Source organism: Haemophilus sp. 27098_8_127, from assembly GCF_041433495.1.
Taxonomy (GTDB): domain Bacteria; phylum Pseudomonadota; class Gammaproteobacteria; order Enterobacterales; family Pasteurellaceae; genus Haemophilus_D.
In genome coordinates this window covers 461,725-477,879 of the sequence record NZ_JAPWBP010000001.1, presented here as the reverse complement: position 1 = coordinate 477,879, position 16,155 = coordinate 461,725, and the positions used below count along the sequence as shown (strand labels likewise).

18 protein-coding genes are annotated in these 16,155 nt (G+C 40.2%); 15 read left to right on the top strand and 3 right to left on the bottom strand.

The window, feature by feature from the left end; genetic code table 11:
• Nucleotides 1-49: 49 nt before the first annotated feature.
• The 11 genes from O3746_RS02250 (at nucleotide 50) to O3746_RS02200 (ending at nucleotide 6,887) form a co-directional block, all read left to right on the top strand.
• Nucleotides 50-442: a GPW/gp25 family protein gene (locus O3746_RS02250; protein WP_371447702.1), complete on the top strand. Its 393-nt coding sequence runs from the start codon at nucleotides 50-52 to the stop codon at nucleotides 440-442.
• The gene (locus O3746_RS02245) at nucleotides 424-1,524 is read left to right on the top strand and encodes a baseplate J/gp47 family protein (RefSeq protein ID WP_371447701.1); all 1,101 of its coding nucleotides are present in this window, start codon (nucleotides 424-426) and stop codon (nucleotides 1,522-1,524) included. The genes O3746_RS02250 and O3746_RS02245 overlap by 19 nt, the downstream gene beginning before the upstream one ends.
• On the top strand, nucleotides 1,517-2,095 hold the full coding sequence (locus O3746_RS02240; protein WP_371447700.1) for a phage tail protein: 579 nt from the start codon (nucleotides 1,517-1,519) through the stop codon (nucleotides 2,093-2,095). The genes O3746_RS02245 and O3746_RS02240 overlap by 8 nt, the downstream gene beginning before the upstream one ends.
• A gap of 18 nt (nucleotides 2,096-2,113) precedes the next feature.
• A complete protein-coding gene (locus O3746_RS02235; protein WP_371447699.1) occupies nucleotides 2,114-3,052 on the top strand; it encodes a phage tail protein in 939 nt (312 codons plus the stop codon).
• 10 nt (nucleotides 3,053-3,062) lie between these two features.
• Complete coding sequence (locus O3746_RS02230; RefSeq protein ID WP_371447698.1) at nucleotides 3,063-3,818, top strand: hypothetical protein; 756 nt, start codon at nucleotides 3,063-3,065, stop codon at nucleotides 3,816-3,818.
• On the top strand, nucleotides 3,811-4,299 hold the full coding sequence (locus O3746_RS02225) for an enoyl-CoA hydratase (protein ID WP_371447697.1): 489 nt from the start codon (nucleotides 3,811-3,813) through the stop codon (nucleotides 4,297-4,299). The genes O3746_RS02230 and O3746_RS02225 overlap by 8 nt, the downstream gene beginning before the upstream one ends.
• Nucleotides 4,292-4,672, top strand: a complete 381-nt coding sequence (locus O3746_RS02220) for a hypothetical protein (RefSeq protein ID WP_371447696.1) — start codon at nucleotides 4,292-4,294, stop codon at nucleotides 4,670-4,672. The genes O3746_RS02225 and O3746_RS02220 overlap by 8 nt, the downstream gene beginning before the upstream one ends.
• Nucleotides 4,665-4,814, top strand: a complete 150-nt coding sequence (locus tag O3746_RS02215; protein WP_290915456.1) for a hypothetical protein — start codon at nucleotides 4,665-4,667, stop codon at nucleotides 4,812-4,814. The genes O3746_RS02220 and O3746_RS02215 overlap by 8 nt, the downstream gene beginning before the upstream one ends.
• Nucleotides 4,815-4,816: 2 nt before the next feature.
• Entirely contained in the window at nucleotides 4,817-5,305 is a 489-nt protein-coding gene (locus tag O3746_RS02210) for a hypothetical protein (protein ID WP_371447695.1), read from the top strand.
• Nucleotides 5,305-5,994, top strand: a complete 690-nt coding sequence (locus O3746_RS02205) for a hypothetical protein (RefSeq protein WP_371447694.1) — start codon at nucleotides 5,305-5,307, stop codon at nucleotides 5,992-5,994. Before O3746_RS02210 ends, O3746_RS02205 begins: the two co-directional genes overlap by 1 nt.
• Nucleotides 5,995-6,056: 62 nt before the next feature.
• The gene (locus O3746_RS02200) at nucleotides 6,057-6,887 is read left to right on the top strand and encodes a hypothetical protein (protein ID WP_371447693.1); all 831 of its coding nucleotides are present in this window, start codon (nucleotides 6,057-6,059) and stop codon (nucleotides 6,885-6,887) included.
• A gap of 192 nt (nucleotides 6,888-7,079) precedes the next feature.
• Here O3746_RS02200 and can read toward each other — a convergent pair whose 3' ends face one another.
• Both can and asnS read right to left on the bottom strand, forming a co-directional pair.
• Nucleotides 7,080-7,769, bottom strand: coding sequence for a carbonate dehydratase (gene can, locus O3746_RS02195; protein ID WP_371447692.1), 690 nt, complete (start codon nucleotides 7,767-7,769; stop codon nucleotides 7,080-7,082).
• A gap of 128 nt (nucleotides 7,770-7,897) precedes the next feature.
• Nucleotides 7,898-9,301, bottom strand: a complete 1,404-nt coding sequence (asnS, locus tag O3746_RS02190) for an asparagine--tRNA ligase (protein ID WP_371447691.1) — start codon at nucleotides 9,299-9,301, stop codon at nucleotides 7,898-7,900.
• A 140-nt stretch (nucleotides 9,302-9,441) separates the two neighbouring features.
• Between asnS and sohB the strand changes: the two genes are divergently transcribed.
• Together sohB and O3746_RS02180 are read left to right on the top strand one after the other, a co-directional pair.
• On the top strand, nucleotides 9,442-10,497 hold the full coding sequence (gene sohB / locus O3746_RS02185) for a protease SohB (RefSeq protein WP_371447690.1): 1,056 nt from the start codon (nucleotides 9,442-9,444) through the stop codon (nucleotides 10,495-10,497).
• Between the two features lie 213 nt (nucleotides 10,498-10,710).
• Nucleotides 10,711-11,568, top strand: a complete 858-nt coding sequence (locus tag O3746_RS02180; RefSeq protein ID WP_049365443.1) for an OmpA family protein — start codon at nucleotides 10,711-10,713, stop codon at nucleotides 11,566-11,568.
• 64 nt (nucleotides 11,569-11,632) lie between these two features.
• Here the strand turns inward: O3746_RS02180 and O3746_RS02175 are convergent, their stop codons facing one another.
• A complete protein-coding gene (locus O3746_RS02175; RefSeq protein ID WP_049368722.1) occupies nucleotides 11,633-12,496 on the bottom strand; it encodes a fructosamine kinase family protein in 864 nt (287 codons plus the stop codon).
• Between the two features lie 199 nt (nucleotides 12,497-12,695).
• Between O3746_RS02175 and pheS the strand changes: the two genes are divergently transcribed.
• Entirely contained in the window at nucleotides 12,696-13,685 is a 990-nt protein-coding gene (gene pheS, locus O3746_RS02170; protein WP_049365446.1) for a phenylalanine--tRNA ligase subunit alpha, read from the top strand.
• Nucleotides 13,686-13,760: 75 nt separating this feature from the next.
• Nucleotides 13,761-16,151 (top strand): phenylalanine--tRNA ligase subunit beta, encoded by a 2,391-nt coding sequence (gene pheT / locus O3746_RS02165; RefSeq protein WP_371447689.1) that lies wholly within the window; start codon nucleotides 13,761-13,763, stop codon nucleotides 16,149-16,151.
• Nucleotides 16,152-16,155 lie beyond the last annotated feature (4 nt).

The window sequence follows — 16,155 nt, the reverse complement described above, 5'->3', positions numbered from 1 at the left end:
TAAATCGCTTTAAAAGCACTCTTTAGCATAGCCTTGTATCATCAAGGCTATGAACACACAAAGCACTCTTATCACAACACACTGGCAGATTGCACCTAACATTGAAAATCAAGTTGTGCAAGGTATTGATGACATCCATCAATGTATTGGCCACATCCTTTCAACGATGAAAGGGACGGATGTGTTGCGACCTGAATTTGGTAGTGATCACTTTCAATATATCGACCAACCGGAAGATGTTGCAATTCCAAACATCGTGCGCGAGGTTACGTTAGCACTTCAGCGTTGGGAAAAAAGAATCAATGTTGACTCGGTCAATGTAGAAGGGACTGCCCCGCACTTTGATTTTTTGATTTTTTGGACGTTAGTGGACGATGTCTATAGGGAAATTTATCAAACCAGCGTACAAATCGGGGGAACTAAATGGAAAAAGAAAATGTGAAAATTGTCTCCGATGATATTAAGCAAATTTTGGCTGATACCATTGCCGATTACGAGCAGCGCACTGGTAAAACATTGCAACCAGCACACATTGAACGCTCTATTATTCAATCTTATGCTTACCGAGAAATGCTGGTGCGACAAGGCATTAACCACGCTTTTTTGCAAACCTTTCCGCAATTCGCCACTGGGCTGGCGTTGGATTTATGCGGCGAACCGATGGGCTGTTATCGCTTATCAGACCAAGCTGCCGAAGTCACTTTGCGTTTTAGCGTGAGTGGTTCGCATTCCGCCATTGTTATTCCACAAGGCACGCTGGTTGGTGCAACCGACAGCCTATTATTCGCTACGCAAACCGAGGTGCGAATTAACCCCACCGAGCAATATGTAGACGTTACCGCCATTTGCAAAACCACAGGCGAAAGTGGCAATGGCTGGCAAATCGGGCAAGTAAAGACACTTAAAAGCGAACTGCCAACCGATGTAACCGTCTCCAATATTGATGTGTCTGCAAATGGCATCGACAATGAAAGCGATGATGACTACCGCAAGCGTATTTTGCTCGCCCCTGAAGCCTTTACCACTTGCGGTTCAGTTGCCGCTTACGAATATCACACTCGTAGCGTGTCGCAAGTGATTTCTGATGTGGTGATTTCCACCCCTCAAGGTGGCACGGTCAAAGTCACGGTGCTTACCAAGCACGGGCTGCCGTCAGCAATTTTACAGGAGAAAATTCGCCATTACATCAGTGGCGAAAAACGCCGACCGCTGTGCGACACCGTGATTGTGGCTGCGCCTGAACGCAAAAGCTATCGTGTGGTTGCTAACTTAGATTTGCTCGCTACCGTCGCCGAAAATGAAGTGAAAGCCAAAGCCGAAACCGCTTTGAGAACCTATCTATCATCACGCACGCAAAAATTGGGGCTGGACATCGTACCGCTCGATATTCAAAGCGTGCTGAAAGTCGCAGGCGTATATAACGTGCATTTAACAAGCCCACAACTTACCGAGCTCACGCCTGAACAATGGGCAGAGTGCGAAAGCATTACGATAAATATCAACGCGGAGCGGAAAGATGGCTAAGTTGCAATATCCATCTATCATTGAAACATCGCCAAAACTGACCGCACTTGCCGACCTTGGCAATCGGTTAAATCGGCTGGATAAATCGCAAATTATGACTAGTTTTGTGGATTTAGTCCCGACCGAGTTTTTAGAGCTGCTTGCTGAAAAATGGAGTGTGACAGGCTATGACGGCTGGTTGCTCGCCGAAAGTATTGATGCCAAACGTAAGCTGATTAAACGAGCGGTCGAACTGCACCGCTACAAAGGCACACCGTGGTCAATGCGTGAAATTATCCGCCAGCTTGGGTTTGGGGAAGTGGAGATTATTGAAGGTTTATTCGATAAACGTCACGACGGTTTATTTACCCGAGACGGTACATATTTTCACGGCGACCACTCCAAATGGGCGCATTACCGCGTGATTATGCAACAAACCATTACTAACGACCAAGCCGATTTACTGCGAAAAACTTTGCGTGTTTTCGCTCCTGCTCGTTGTGTGTTAGCGAGCTTAGACTACCGTCAAGCAGCACTTCGGCACAACGGTATGGCAATGCGTAACGGCAGATTTAATCGTGGCACAGCTTAACTAAAAAAAGGAAATAAAATGGCAAATTTAACCTTATCCCGACAATGGGTGGAAAACATCTATCAACTGGAAACCTCCGACCCTGTAATGGGCGGGCCTGATGGTGTGGATAATCGCCAAGCCAAAGAACTAGGGGCGAGAACCAATTACTTAAAAGACCAAGTGGACGGTATCAACCAAGACCGTACAGGCTACGCCCCAAAAGCAAGCCCAGCGTTCACCGGTATCCCAACCGCCCCAACAGCTAATTCAGGCACGAACAGCACACAAATCGCCACAACCGCATTTGTGAAAAACGCAATCGCCGCATTGGTAGGTTCAGCCCCTGCAGCATTGGACACGTTGGAAGAATTGGCACGAGCATTAGCAGGCGATGCAAACTTAAAAGCGACTTTGCTCGCTGAAATCGGGAAAAAAGCCAACGCCACTGATTTTAATGCCTTACATGATTTGTTTATTGGTATCCCTATTCCTTATCCGCTCTCTACAGTCCCTGCAGGTTGCTTGGCCATGAACGGACAGCGGTTTGATACTCGTCGTTATCCAAAATTGGCACAGAAATACCCATCAGGCACTCTCCCTGATATGCGTGGTGAATTTATTCGTGGGTTGGATAATGGGCGTGGTGTAGATGAGGGGCGGGCGTTGTTATCCAATCAAACCGATAAAACCAAAGAGGCTTTTTTCGAATTCCAGACATTAGATATTGCTGATTCTAATATTTCAAGCGTAAGCGGTGACGCCAGACAGGAAACATGGCAATGGAATAGCGCCTCAAATAATTGGGAAAAAATAGACTCAAATAAATATAACTCCTATTCGATTAACGGGAGCACTACTAGCGCAGGTTTAAGAGAACTACAAGCCAATGATATGTTTAAAAAATTCTGGATTGGCAGTGGAAGTGAAACTCGCCCACGCAACATCGCCTATCACTACATCTGCCTAGCTGAATAAGGAGTACAACATGACCGTAACATTTAACCAAGAAGGCTTTGCCGAAACCAGTGGTGAAATCACCGTGTATTGCACTGACAACCAAGGTATTTACAGCCACAGTGCCACCGAATATGTGAGCGAAGGCGGAAGCCTTTCCGTAGGCAGTTATTTGGATGCTCCGCCTCAACCGAAACAAGGCTTTGTCATTGTCCGAACAGATAATAGTTGGCAATACCAAGCCGACCATCGTGGCACATATTACAACAAAGAAACAGGCGAAAAGGTTGAATATACCGCACTAGGTGAATTGCCCGAAAATTTAACCTCGCTTGAGCCTCTTGCTGAACCATGCAAATGGAATGGTTCAGAATGGGTAAAAGATGAAGCGAAAATAGCTGAGAATTTTACAAAAAAACAAACGCAATTTATCGCAAACATTGATGAACACGCCGCAAAAATCTACAACACTTGGACACGTTTTGAGTCTGAGTATCGTGAACGCCAAGCAGCTGCTGAAGCTTTTAAAAGTGCAAACTATCAAGGCGAGTGCAGTCGATATATCACGGACTTTGCTAAACGCGCAGGGTTAAATAACCAAGTCGCAACAGATTTGATTTTGGTGCAAGCCGCTGGGCTTGAGAAATTACAGGTCGAGCTTGCCAACCAGCGCATGCGTAAGTATGAGCTTAAAGTACCAGGATTGACAATCGAAAAGATGCAGTCAATCCATGACGATATTATTAAGCAAATGGACGCATTAATGGAGGCTTATAACAATGGCTAACCGTATCTATCTTGCATTTTATAAATACAAACGCAGCTTCTTAAAAGAGCCTTTTAAAGCCTTGGCCGATGCAGTGACTCGCTTTTTTACAAAAGGTAAATACTCACACTGCGAGATAGCAGTTGAGCGACTAGAATTTACTCAAGGCGACCACTATGAACACGTTACAGTTTTTGATTGCTATTCAGCGTCCGTGCGTGATGGCGGTGTTCGATGTAAGCAGATTGATTTGTCAGACACAGACAAGTGGGATTTAGTCTTACTAGATAATGTAACAGAAGCACAGATTAAATCTTATCACAATCGCACGTCCGGCGCTAAATATGACTGGTGGGGCGCGTTAGGTATTGTGCTTGGAATTAAACAAAAACGAAGCAAATATTTTTGCTCGGAATGGTGCTTTAACGCAATTTATAACAGCGATGAAGGCTGGCGATTTAGCCCAAGCCAACTTGCAGCGATGGTGCGTAAAAATGGATAAAACAACGATTAACCTTTACCGTGGTGATGATGAGGAATGTATTGTTCGCCTGTTTGAAAAGCAGCTGGATAAATCATTAAAGCCGTTTGATTTAAGTGATATGGCTCGCTTTGATTTGTGGGCTACAGTCAGAAACAAGTCTGTGCTAACACTATCATCCACAACAGGTGAAATCGAAGTTGTAGATGCCCCAGGCGGCGTTTTAAAAATTACGTTTAGTCACAGTTTAACAAAAGACGCGACGTGGTCTCAAGCGGACTATGATTTACAGGCGGTATCTAATAAAGGACGGGTTAAAACGCCAATTCAAGGTGGTCGAATTAACCTCAAATTTGATGTTACACCTGATATGACAGAGGCGCGTAATGGATGACATTGTTGCAGTGGTTGACCCACCACAAGAAATAGTGGCGGTTGTAGAAAAGGGAGAGGTTATCAAACTTGAAAGCGACCAAGCAGATAAATTACCAACTCTTGAAGAGTTGAAGGCATTTTTTAATATAGGAGCAATTTAGCAATGGCAAGACCAGACTTCGCACAGATTTTAACAGAGTTCGCCGAATTTTTGGGGGGTAAAGATAAGGAAATCAGACAACTTATCGGCGACCCGCAAACCCTAACAACAACGCAGAAAGCAACGTTAGTTGGAGCGTTGAACGAGATGAAGCAAACTATCAACACGCTATCAAGCCGCTCTGCCGGTATCAATGATAGCGCAACCGATGATGCATCGACGCTATCAGCTAAAAAAATCCTCGAGCTATTAAAACAGGCAAAAGCCGATGTTAAAAATGAGTTGTTAGGCGGCGAAGTGGATGCCAGTATTGATACTCTAAAAGAGCTTGGTGACATGTTAAATGGCATTAAAACCGGCGAGGATGGACTTAATAAGCTGATCCAAAAAGTGACTCAAACCAACCAATCGTTAACATTACTTGTTCAACGATTTACCGTTCTCGATGGTATTAACCTCAAGGATGCATACAACCGAGGATATAACCGATAATGGCAATAGAGGCAAGTTTAACTGAATTAGTCGAATATATAGGTAGCGAGATTCGGCGAGTTGAGAACAAAATCCCAACGGTCGGCGGGCAATCCAATAGCCCAGCTAGCGCTCAGATTATTACCGGCGAAGGACGGCCGGATAAGCCTGACACTACTAACGGCAAGATTACAGGTAGCGAGCCGAACGGAGCTTTTTATAACTCAACAAATGGTGCTGGAGTTGGCGCGTACTTGTGGCATAAACAGAATAACAAATGGATTGTTATTTCTGCTGACACTGGGTCAAGAAATATGTCAAAAACTTCTGTAAATATTAAAGAAGGTTTTATTTCACTAAGACGAGTAAACAATACCGTGGAGTGTTCTTTCAGTAAAGGTCGATGGGACACCATTTCTTTTTTAGGGAGTAGTAGCTCTAACTTTAGAAGAAAAAACCACGCCAAGCGGATGGATATTTTACCCAATTCAAAAATACCACTTGGATTCCGCACTTCCGTCCCTATTATGCTTCCTTTTTATAGCGATGACGGTGAAGCCATTGCAACGGTATATATTGGTAGCAGAGCTGATAGCAATTATATTGAGTTGCGGTTTAAGGATAGCGTACCAACGGCAGACCTCAACTATATGAGAATGCCAGTTGTCAGTTGGATAACTGACGAACCATTTCCGGAAACTCTACCTTAATTTCAACCAAGGAATAATAATGACAACCAAACAAACAAACAACCAAACAAACGGAACGTATTATGTTTAAACAAGCTCCACTTCCATTCATTGGCCAAAAGCGAATGTTTTTAAAACACTTCGAGGAAGTGTTAAACGCTAATATTAAAAACGATGGCGAGGGATGGACTATCATTGATACATTTGGCGGAAGCGGTTTATTAAGCCACGTTGCTAAACAACTCAAGCCTAAAGCACGCGTAATTTATAACGACTTCGATGGGTATGCTGAGCGATTGTCTCATATTGACGACATTAACGCGCTTCGTGCGCAGCTTTACGCGGTAGTCGGTAACGCTACGCAAAAAAACAAAAGATTAACGAAGGATTGTAAAGCAGAATGCGTCAAAATCATTCAGAATTTCAAAGGCTATATTGACTTAAATTGTCTAGCGAGCTGGCTTCTTTTTAGTGGCCAACAAGTGGCAACATTGGACGACTTATTTCAGAATGATTTTTGGCATTGTATTAGACAGTCAGACTATCCAAAAGCGGATGGATATTTAGACGGCCTTGAGATTACGCACGAGTCATTCCACACGCTTTTACCTAAATTTAGCAGCGACCCTAAAGCCTTATTTATCCTAGACCCGCCGTATTTATGCACGCGCCAGGAAAGCTATAAACAGGCGACGTATTTTGATTTAATCGACTTCCTCCGATTAATCAATATCACTCGCCCGCCTTATGTATTCTTCAGCTCAACAAAGAGCGAGTTTGTTCGTTTTATTGAGTATATGGTCGAGGATAAGGTTGATAATTGGGAGGCTTTCTATAACGCCGAGCGCGTAGTTGTTAAGGCTTCAGCAAGTTATTCCGGGAAATACGAAGATAATATGGTTTATAAGTTTTAAGACTTGAAATTTAAACGCCCTTTAATGATGATTTAAAGGGCGTTTTTTATTTCTCAAAATTCTTGGATTTTAACCGCTAAAAATGAGAAACTTGCGATATTTTAAAATTCTCACTTTTAGCGGTTACGTTTCTCAAAATTCGCGAACGGCAACAGCGGTTAAAACTTATTAGATTTTAACCGCACTTTTTTATTATTCACCTTCAGAGAGTTCTTTTTTCAGAATATCCTCTTCCGCTAGGCTAGATAAACGAGCAATGGCATTGCGATAAGAGATTTCAAGGGTTTCTCGGCTTGTTGCAATTACACCTTGATCAACTAAGAATCCATCATTTACATCATATACCCAGCCATGTAGGGAGAGTTTTTGTCCACGTTCCCAAGCGCTTTTTACGATAGATGTGCGTCCTAGGTTATAAACTTGCTCTGCAACATTTAATTTAGTGAGCATATCTGAACGTTTTTCTGCTGAAAGATTGCCTAATAGATGCCCGTGTTTAAACCAAATATCACGAATATGGAGCAACCAGTTATTGATTAACCCTAGATCGTGATCTTGCATAGCAGCTTTAATACCACCGCAATTTGTGTGGCCACAGATAATGATATGTTCAATTTTGAGTACATCAACGGCATATTGTACAACTGAAAGGCAGTTAAAATCCGTATGAATAACTTGGTTAGCAACATTACGATGAACAAATAATTCGCCCGGTTCAAGATTTGTGAGTTTTTCAGCAGGAACACGACTATCAGAGCAGCCAATCCAAAGATAATGAGGTGTTTGGTGATCGGCAAGTTCTTTAAAATAAGTGGAATTTTCTTCTTTCATTCTTTGCGCCCAACTGTAGTTGTTTGCAAAGAGTTGTTTAATTTTGTCCATTTAAACTTTCCTTAATATGATGTATTTGAAAGATTGATTCAAACACAATAAATAAAATAGGGATAAAATTTATCGCCTAAAATGATAACCGCACTTTAAAGAAAGTGCGGTCAATTTAAACAATATTTTTAGAAATTTGCATTTCTTGGTGCGCGCGGGAATGGAATCACATCGCGAATATTTTGTACGCCTGTTACATAAACGATTAAGCGCTCAAAACCAAGACCAAAGCCTGAATGTGGTACGGTACCGTATTTACGGAGATCACGATACCACCAGTAATCTTCAGGGTTTAAGCCCATTTCTTCCATACGTTTATCTAAAATATCTAAACGTTCTTCACGTTGAGAACCACCGATGATTTCACCAATTCCTGGGGCGAGAACATCCATTGCTGCAACGGTTTTACCATCATCATTTAAACGCATATAGAAAGCTTTAATATCTTTCGGATAGTTTTTCACGACAACTGGTGATTTGAAATATTCTTCCGCTAAGAAACGTTCATGTTCAGAAGACAAATCAATCCCCCAAGATACTGGGAACTCGAATTTTTTACCTGATTTTAATAATACATCGATCGCATCGGTATAGTCGATTTGAGCAAAATCAGAATTTACGAAGTTTTCTAAACGAGTAATAACATCTTTATCTACATGTTTTTCAAAGAATTTTAAGTCATCTTTTCGCTCAGCAAGCACTGCGCGGAATACATATTTCAACATGTCTTCTGCTAATTTAGCATTGTCAGCAAGCGTTGCAAAAGCGACTTCAGGTTCAACCATCCAGAATTCTGCAAGGTGACGAGTTGTATTTGAATTTTCAGCACGGAATGTTGGACCGAAAGTATAGATTTTACTTAATGCACACGCGTAAGTTTCACCATTTAATTGACCTGAAACCGTTAAAAATGACTCTTTACCGAAGAAATCTTGGCTGAAATCGACTTTACCATCTTCACCACGAGGAAGATTTTCTAAATCAAGTGTTGAAACACGGAACATTTCACCAGCACCTTCAGTATCAGATGCAGTAATTAATGGGGTAGCCACCCAATAGAAGCCTTGTTCATAGAAGAAACGATGAATAGCTTGTGCTAAGCAGTGACGAACACGCGCCACGGCACCGATAATATTGGTACGAGGACGTAAGTGAGCTACTTCACGTAAGTATTCAATTGAGTGACGTTTTGCTGCCATTGGATAAGTGTCAGGATCTTCTACAAACCCTGTCACTTCTACTTTTTCAGCTTGAAGTTCAACAGCTTGACCTTCAGCAGGTGACTTAACAATAGTACCGGTTACGATAACAGAACAACCCGTTGTTAAGCGTAATACTTCACTTTCATAATTTTCAATATCGTTATTGACGATGACTTGAATAGGATCAAAGCAAGAGCCGTCATAAACAGCGAGGAAAGAAAGACCAGCTTTAGAATCACGACGGGTACGAACCCAGCCGCGTACGGTAACTTTTTCGCCAATAGCGATTTTACCTTGTAACACATCAACAATGGATGCAACTTTAGACATATAAACCTCTGTAATTCATTATAAATTAGGCAATAAAACTGCGTTAGTTTACCTTAAATCGCAAAATTTTCCATAAAAAGTTAGTGTAAATCAGGCTTGCACAGTAAAATAATGCCTTCACTTTATTTTAGGAGAAAACTATGTGGTCTGATATTTTGACCGGCTATGGCATTTTTATTTTGGAGATTTTAACGATTTTACTTGTAATCGCAGCTATCGTGGCAATGATTATTTCTGCAAAGCAACGTAATGCGGCACATCATGGTGAATTAGTTGTGACAGATCTTTCTGAAGAATTTAAGGAAACAGTTAAGCATTTACGCGATTTCCAACTTTCAGAAGAAGAGCTTAAACAAGCGGAAAAAACAGAGAAGAAAGCCAAAAAACAAGAAGCAAAGGCTTTAAAAGCAAAATTAAAAAACGGTGAGAAAGCAGCACCTAAGCCTTGTGTTTACGTGCTCGATTTTAAGGGTGATATTTCTGCATCAGAAACAACCGCACTTCGTGAGGAAATTTCGGCGATTATTAATGTGGCAAAAGCCGATGATGAAGTCTTATTACGTTTAGAAAGCCCTGGTGGTGTTGTTCATGGTTATGGCTTAGCTGCTTCACAGTTAGCTCGTTTAAAACAAAAAGGGATTAAATTAACGGTTGCAGTAGATAAGGTCGCTGCAAGTGGTGGATACATGATGGCTTGTGTGGCAGATAAAATTGTTTCTGCGCCCTTTGCGATCATTGGTTCTATTGGTGTGGTTGCGCAAATTCCCAATATTCATCGTTTATTAAAAAAACATGATGTTGATGTTGATGTGATGACAGCAGGAGAATTTAAACGCACCGTTACAGTATTAGGTGAAAATACTGAAAAAGGAAAACAGAAATTCCAAGCCGAACTTGAAGAAACTCATCAATTATTTAAACAATTTGTCACTCAAAATCGACCGCACTTAGATGTGGATAAAGTCGCAACTGGTGAGCATTGGTTCGGTCAGCAAGCTCTAGCGCTTCAGCTAGTCGATGAGTTAGCAACTAGCGATGATATTATTCTTGAAAAAATGAAAGATAAGTCTGTGATCGCTGTGAAATATAAAGTGAAAAAGCCACTTTTACAAAAAATAGGTAAGCAAGCTGAAGAGAGTATTGAGGGAATTATCTATCGAAATTTAACAAAAAATGGACAGGATTTTATTCAATAAGAAAAAAATTTACTTATTTGACAACTCTTTACACAACTTTACAAAAAAGTTCCATAAAAAATCATTTTTTAATGTTTTTTTATTTACAAGTTAAAGAATTATGACTACCATACGCTATGAAACTTTTTATAGTTTTATTTGTAAAATTTATAAAGTTTAGTTGTGTAGGTTCTTCTTGCAAGGATTGCACCTTAACAGTAAAAAGGTAAAGAAATGAAATTATCTCGTATTTTATTATCTGCAGTAGCAGTAGCGACAGTTGCTGCTTGTGGTAACTTAAGCAAAGTTACAGAAGCTGGTACTCCAGAATATAAAGAAGTTGATGGTCAACAAGTACCACAACTCGTATGGCCTAAGATTGATAAAGCTGGTTTCAACCATGACGGTAGCCAATTTGGTTCATGGCCAAACTGGGATAACGTTCGTATGATCGAACGTGGTATGAACAAAGACCAATTATATAACCTAATCGGTCGTCCACACTTCTCTGAAGGTTTATACGGTGTTGAAGAGTGGGATTATGCGTTCAACTATCGTGAGAACGGTGTTCACAAAATTTGTCAATACAAAATATTATTTGACAAAAACCACAATGCTCAAAGCTTCTTCTGGTATCCAAACGGTTGTAACGGTAACTCAGCATTTACTTTAAGTGGTGACTTCTTATTCGACTTCGATAAAGATACTTTAACTCCACGTGGTAAAGAAGTTGTTGATAACGTTGCAGCACAATTAAAAGAAACTGGTGCTAAAGAAGTTAAAGTTGCAGGTTATACTGACCGTTTAGGTTCTGATGCTTACAACTTAGATCTTTCTCAACGTCGTGCAAACCGTGTTAAAGCTCGTTTAATTGAAGATGGCGTAACATCTGAAATTACAGCTGTTGGTTACGGTAAAGTGCCACAAGTTAAAGCTTGTAATGGTTACAAACACGCAAGTAAAGCTGAGAAAGACTGTTTACGTCCAAACCGTCGTGTAGAAATCACTGCTTCTGGTTCTGTATTAAAATTACAAGAAGGTGGTCAAGTTAACGGTGGAACTCAAGGTCCAGCACCTCTTTATCAAAAATAATTAGATAGAGAAGACAAAAAGAGCGTAATAAAAATTACGCTCTTTTTTATTTTATGTTAAGAAATTATTCAAGTAAAAGTTCTTCAATCAATTTAGTGGTTAAGTTGATATAACTTCCATTAAAACGATGGCTGAAATTTAGTAAATAATAGAGCTGATAAAGGTGTTTTCTTTCTTCAAAACCTTCTTTATCAAGTGGGAAAGTACGGTCATAAATTTCATAGAATTCAGCTGAGAAAGGTTGGAAAAGCTCACTGAATGCTAAATCGCACTCTCTATCACCCCAGTAGCAAGCAGGATCGTAAGTAAAGGTTTGATTTCCTACAATAGCGGTATTTTCAATCCATAAGTTACCATGTAACAAAGAAGGTTTAGGATTATGTTTTGAAAGTTTGTGTTTTACTTTTTCAATAATTAAATCAATATGACCAAAGTCTAAACCTTTATCTTTGCAGAGTTGTAATTGCCATCCAATACGCTGTTCTGCAAAAAACTTCGCCCAACTTCCATTCCATTTATTTGGCTGATACTCAGGACCAAGCCAAGTATCAAAATCTAATCCATAGTTTTTAGTGCCAGACACTTGATGGAGTTTTGCTAATTCTTCAGCAAAATGTGGCGTTGCATTGGTTTGTTGAGTAATAGGAAGCGCTTCTAATAATAAGAAACTATGGTTTTGAGAACAGCCTACGCCATATACTTGCGGAAGTCGGATTGTATTGGTTTTGCCTAGTAGGTTTAATTGGTCAGCTTCTGCACGAAACATTGAACGATAGGACCGTTCATTCACTTTAACAAAGACCGGTTGGATTCCATCCGTAATGAGCCAAGTTTCATTTACTTCGCCACCAGGCACTTTGTTTTTTTCTTTGATGTTATAGTAAGCACCAAATTGATCAGCTAAGACTTGAGAAATTGATTTCCACATAATACGCCTCCTAGACATGGTCGATTCTTCTTCATTCTAACGAAAGCACTAAAAATTACTGTGATATATCTCAAAAAATAGCAAAAATTTTTGTCATTTTTTATCTGAAACATCAATTCACCAATAAACGCGTGATTTTTTAATGAGTTAGTATTATCATTAGGTGTATTTTAGTTAGAAAAGATAATCAGGGGAAACTATGCAACATCTGAAAGATCTTGTTGAGAAAGCAAAATCGGCGATTGAACAAATCGAAAATAAAAGTTTAACCACATTAGATGAAATTCGTGTGGAATATTTTGGTAAAAAAGGGCATTTTACCCAACTTATGCAGGAATTGCGTAATGTTGCTGCGGAAGAGCGTCCCGCAATGGGCGCTAAAATCAATGAAGCGAAACAAGCTGCGTTAGATTTTTTAAATGCTAAAAAAGCAGAATGGGAACAAGCTGAACTCAATGCGAAATTAGAAAAAGAACGTATTGATGTGAGCCTTCCAGGTCGTAAAACAGAAACTGGTGGTTTACACCCAGTGACCATTACCATCAATCGCGTAACAAAATTCTTTTCAGAGTTAGGTTTTTCTGTGGAAACCGGTCCCGAAATTGAAAGTGATTATTACAATTTCGATGCATTAAATATCCCTAAACATCACCCAGCACGTGCTGATCACGATACATTCTGGTTTAATCCTGAATTATTACTTCGTACACAAACCTCAGGTGTGCAAATTCGTACCATGGAAAAAATGCAGCCACCTATTCGTATTATGGCGCCAGGTCGTGTATATCGTAACGACTACGATCAAACACACACGCCAATGTTCCATCAAATTGAATTGCTTTATGTAGATAAAAAAGCAAACTTCACCGAGTTAAAAGGTTTATTACACGATTTCTTACGTGCATTTTTTGAAGAAGATTTACAAGTTCGTTTCCGTCCTTCTTATTTCCCATTTACCGAACCTTCTGCAGAAGTCGATGTAATGGGTAAAAATGGTAAATGGTTAGAAGTATTAGGTTGTGGTATGGTGCATCCTAATGTGTTACGTAACGTAGGTATTGATCCCAATGAATATTCTGGCTTCGCAGTAGGCATGGGGGTTGAGCGTTTAACCATGTTACGCTACAACGTCACAGATTTACGTTCATTCTTTGAAAACGACTTACGTTTTTTAAAACAATTTAAGTAATTAACCGTTTGGTTAAATTGACGATAATGATTAATTTAGAACGTAACACGTTCATCAATAAAGGATACAGAGATAATGAAATTTAGCGAAAATTGGGTGAGAGAATGGGTTAATCCATCAATTTCAACAGAGCAGTTATGTGATCAAATCACGATGCTTGGCTTAGAAGTTGATGGCGTTGAAAAGGTAGCTGGTGACTTTACAGGTGTTGTTGTAGGTGAAGTTGTTGAATGTGCTCAACACCCAGATGCAGACAAATTACGTGTCACTAAAGTAAATGTTGGTGGCGACCGTTTATTAGATATCGTTTGTGGTGCACCAAATTGCCGTCAAGGTTTAAAAGTGGCATGTGCAACTGAAGGTGCGGTATTACCTGGTGATTTTAAAATTAAGAAGACTAAATTACGTGGCCAACCTTCAGAAGGGATGCTTTGCTCATTCTCTGAATTAGGCATTGACGTAGATGCAGATGGTATTATTGAGCTACCATTAGATGCACCAGTGGGTAAAAATCTACGTGAATATTTAGATTTAGATGATAAAGCAATTGAAATCAGCTTAACGCCAAACCGTGCAGATTGTTTAAGTATTGCAGGTGTTGCACGTGAAGTTGGTGTGGTGAATAAACAAGTTGTTAATCAACCGCACTTTGATGCCGTACCTGCAACGATTTCAGATAAAGTTCAAATTGAATTAAAAGCACCAGAAGCATGCCCTCGTTATTTATTGCGCGTGGTGAAAAATGTGAATGTTAAAGCGCAATCACCAATTTGGTTGCAAGAAAAATTACGTCGTTGTGGTATTCGTTCTATCGATCCTATTGTGGATATTACCAACTATGTTTTACTTGAATTAGGCCAACCAATGCATGCTTTTGATGCATCAAAAGTATCTCAACCTGTTCAAGTACGTTTAGCCAATAACGGCGAAGAACTTGTTTTATTAGATGGCACAACGGCAAAATTACAACCGAATACTTTAGTGATTGCAGACCAAACTGGTCCACTCGCAATGGCGGGTATCTTTGGTGGTCAAGCAAGTGGTGTTGATGCTGAAACAACAAAAGATGTGATTTTAGAAGCAGCATTCTTCGCACCATTAGCGATTGCTGGACGTGCAAGACAATACGGTTTACACACTGATTCTTCACATCGTTTTGAACGCGGTGTTGATTTTACGCTACAACGTCACGCAATGGAACGTGCAACAGCATTGTTACTTGAAATTTGTGGTGGTGAAGCAGGCGAAATTTGTGAAGTCGTGAGCGAGCAATATTTACCAAAAGTCAATGAAGTCACTTTACGTCGTGAAAAATTAGATAGCTTATTAGGTCATCATATCGAAACTGAAACCGTGACAGAGATTTTTGAGCGTTTAGGTTTTGCCGTGAAATATGCTAATGATGTTTGGACCGTGACTTCAGCAAGCTGGCGTTTTGATATTGAAATTGAAGAAGATCTCATTGAAGAAGTAGCACGTATTTATGGCTATAACAGCATTCCAAATAATGCACCATTAGCCCATCTTCGTATGCGTGAGCATAAAGAGTCAGATTTAGACTTAAGCCGAATTAAGACCGCACTTGTTGACGCAGATTATCAAGAGGCGATTACTTATAGCTTCGTTGATCCAAAAGTACAAACTTTACTTCATCCAGAAATTGAAGCGCTTGTATTGCCAAACCCAATTTCAGTTGAAATGTCAGCAATGCGCGTTTCATTGTTAAGTGGATTACTCGGTGCGGTACTATACAACCAAAATCGTCAACAAAATCGCGTGCGTTTATTTGAAACGGGATTACGTTTTGTTCCTGATGCCAATGCAGAATTTGGTGTGCGCCAAGAATTTGTTCTTGCAGGTGTGATTACCGGTACAGCAAAATCAGAATGTTGGACAGGTAAAGCCGAAACGGTTGATTTCTTTGATCTTAAAGGTGATTTAGAAAGTATTCTTTCTCTTACCGAAGTGGGTAATCGAGTTAAATTCGTGGCAAAAGCGTACAGTGCCTTGCACCCAGGTCAATCTGCTGCAATTGAATTAGATGGAAAAGAAATTGGTTTTACTGGAACTATTCATCCACTTATTGCTCAAAAACTAGGATTAAATGGCAAAGCAGTTGTTTTTGAAATTTTATGGGATGCCATTGCAAATCGTCGTGTGGTTCAAGCCAAAGAGATTTCAAAATTCCCTGCGAACCGTCGTGACTTAGCTTTAGTTGTTGCAGATAATGTCCCTGCAGGCGATATTATCGAAGCATGTAAACAAGCCGGCGGAGAAAAATTAACACAAGTTAATTTATTCGACGTATATCAAGGCATTGGCGTTGCTAGCGGACATAAGAGCTTAGCAATCAGTTTAACCATTCAAGATAATGAAAAAACGCTTGAAGATGATGAGATTAATGCGGTAATCTCTGCTGTATTAAACGAAGTTAAACAACGCTTTAATGCGGAGCTTAGAGACTAAACAG

Bases quoted from the DNA above. Each gene is read 5' to 3' on its own strand.
- O3746_RS02205 (WP_371447694.1), top strand. From the start codon at position 5,305: ATGGCAATAGAGGCAAGTTTAACTGAATTAGTCGAATATATAGGTAGC.
- O3746_RS02245 (WP_371447701.1), top strand. From the start codon at position 424: ATGGAAAAAGAAAATGTGAAAATTGTCTCCGATGATATTAAGCAAATT.
- O3746_RS02240 (WP_371447700.1), top strand. From the start codon at position 1,517: ATGGCTAAGTTGCAATATCCATCTATCATTGAAACATCGCCAAAACTG.
- O3746_RS02200 (WP_371447693.1), top strand. From the start codon at position 6,057: ATGTTTAAACAAGCTCCACTTCCATTCATTGGCCAAAAGCGAATGTTT.
- O3746_RS02175 (WP_049368722.1), bottom strand. From the start codon at position 12,496: ATGTGGAAATCAATTTCTCAAGTCTTAGCTGATCAATTTGGTGCTTAC.
- sohB (WP_371447690.1), top strand. From the start codon at position 9,442: ATGTGGTCTGATATTTTGACCGGCTATGGCATTTTTATTTTGGAGATT.
- pheT (WP_371447689.1), top strand. From the start codon at position 13,761: ATGAAATTTAGCGAAAATTGGGTGAGAGAATGGGTTAATCCATCAATT.
- O3746_RS02180 (WP_049365443.1), top strand. From the start codon at position 10,711: ATGAAATTATCTCGTATTTTATTATCTGCAGTAGCAGTAGCGACAGTT.
- O3746_RS02250 (WP_371447702.1), top strand. From the start codon at position 50: ATGAACACACAAAGCACTCTTATCACAACACACTGGCAGATTGCACCT.
- O3746_RS02215 (WP_290915456.1), top strand. From the start codon at position 4,665: ATGGATGACATTGTTGCAGTGGTTGACCCACCACAAGAAATAGTGGCG.
- O3746_RS02220 (WP_371447696.1), top strand. From the start codon at position 4,292: ATGGATAAAACAACGATTAACCTTTACCGTGGTGATGATGAGGAATGT.
- O3746_RS02210 (WP_371447695.1), top strand. From the start codon at position 4,817: ATGGCAAGACCAGACTTCGCACAGATTTTAACAGAGTTCGCCGAATTT.
- O3746_RS02225 (WP_371447697.1), top strand. From the start codon at position 3,811: ATGGCTAACCGTATCTATCTTGCATTTTATAAATACAAACGCAGCTTC.
- O3746_RS02235 (WP_371447699.1), top strand. From the start codon at position 2,114: ATGGCAAATTTAACCTTATCCCGACAATGGGTGGAAAACATCTATCAA.
- O3746_RS02230 (WP_371447698.1), top strand. From the start codon at position 3,063: ATGACCGTAACATTTAACCAAGAAGGCTTTGCCGAAACCAGTGGTGAA.
- asnS (WP_371447691.1), bottom strand. From the start codon at position 9,301: ATGTCTAAAGTTGCATCCATTGTTGATGTGTTACAAGGTAAAATCGCT.
- can (WP_371447692.1), bottom strand. From the start codon at position 7,769: ATGGACAAAATTAAACAACTCTTTGCAAACAACTACAGTTGGGCGCAA.
- pheS (WP_049365446.1), top strand. From the start codon at position 12,696: ATGCAACATCTGAAAGATCTTGTTGAGAAAGCAAAATCGGCGATTGAA.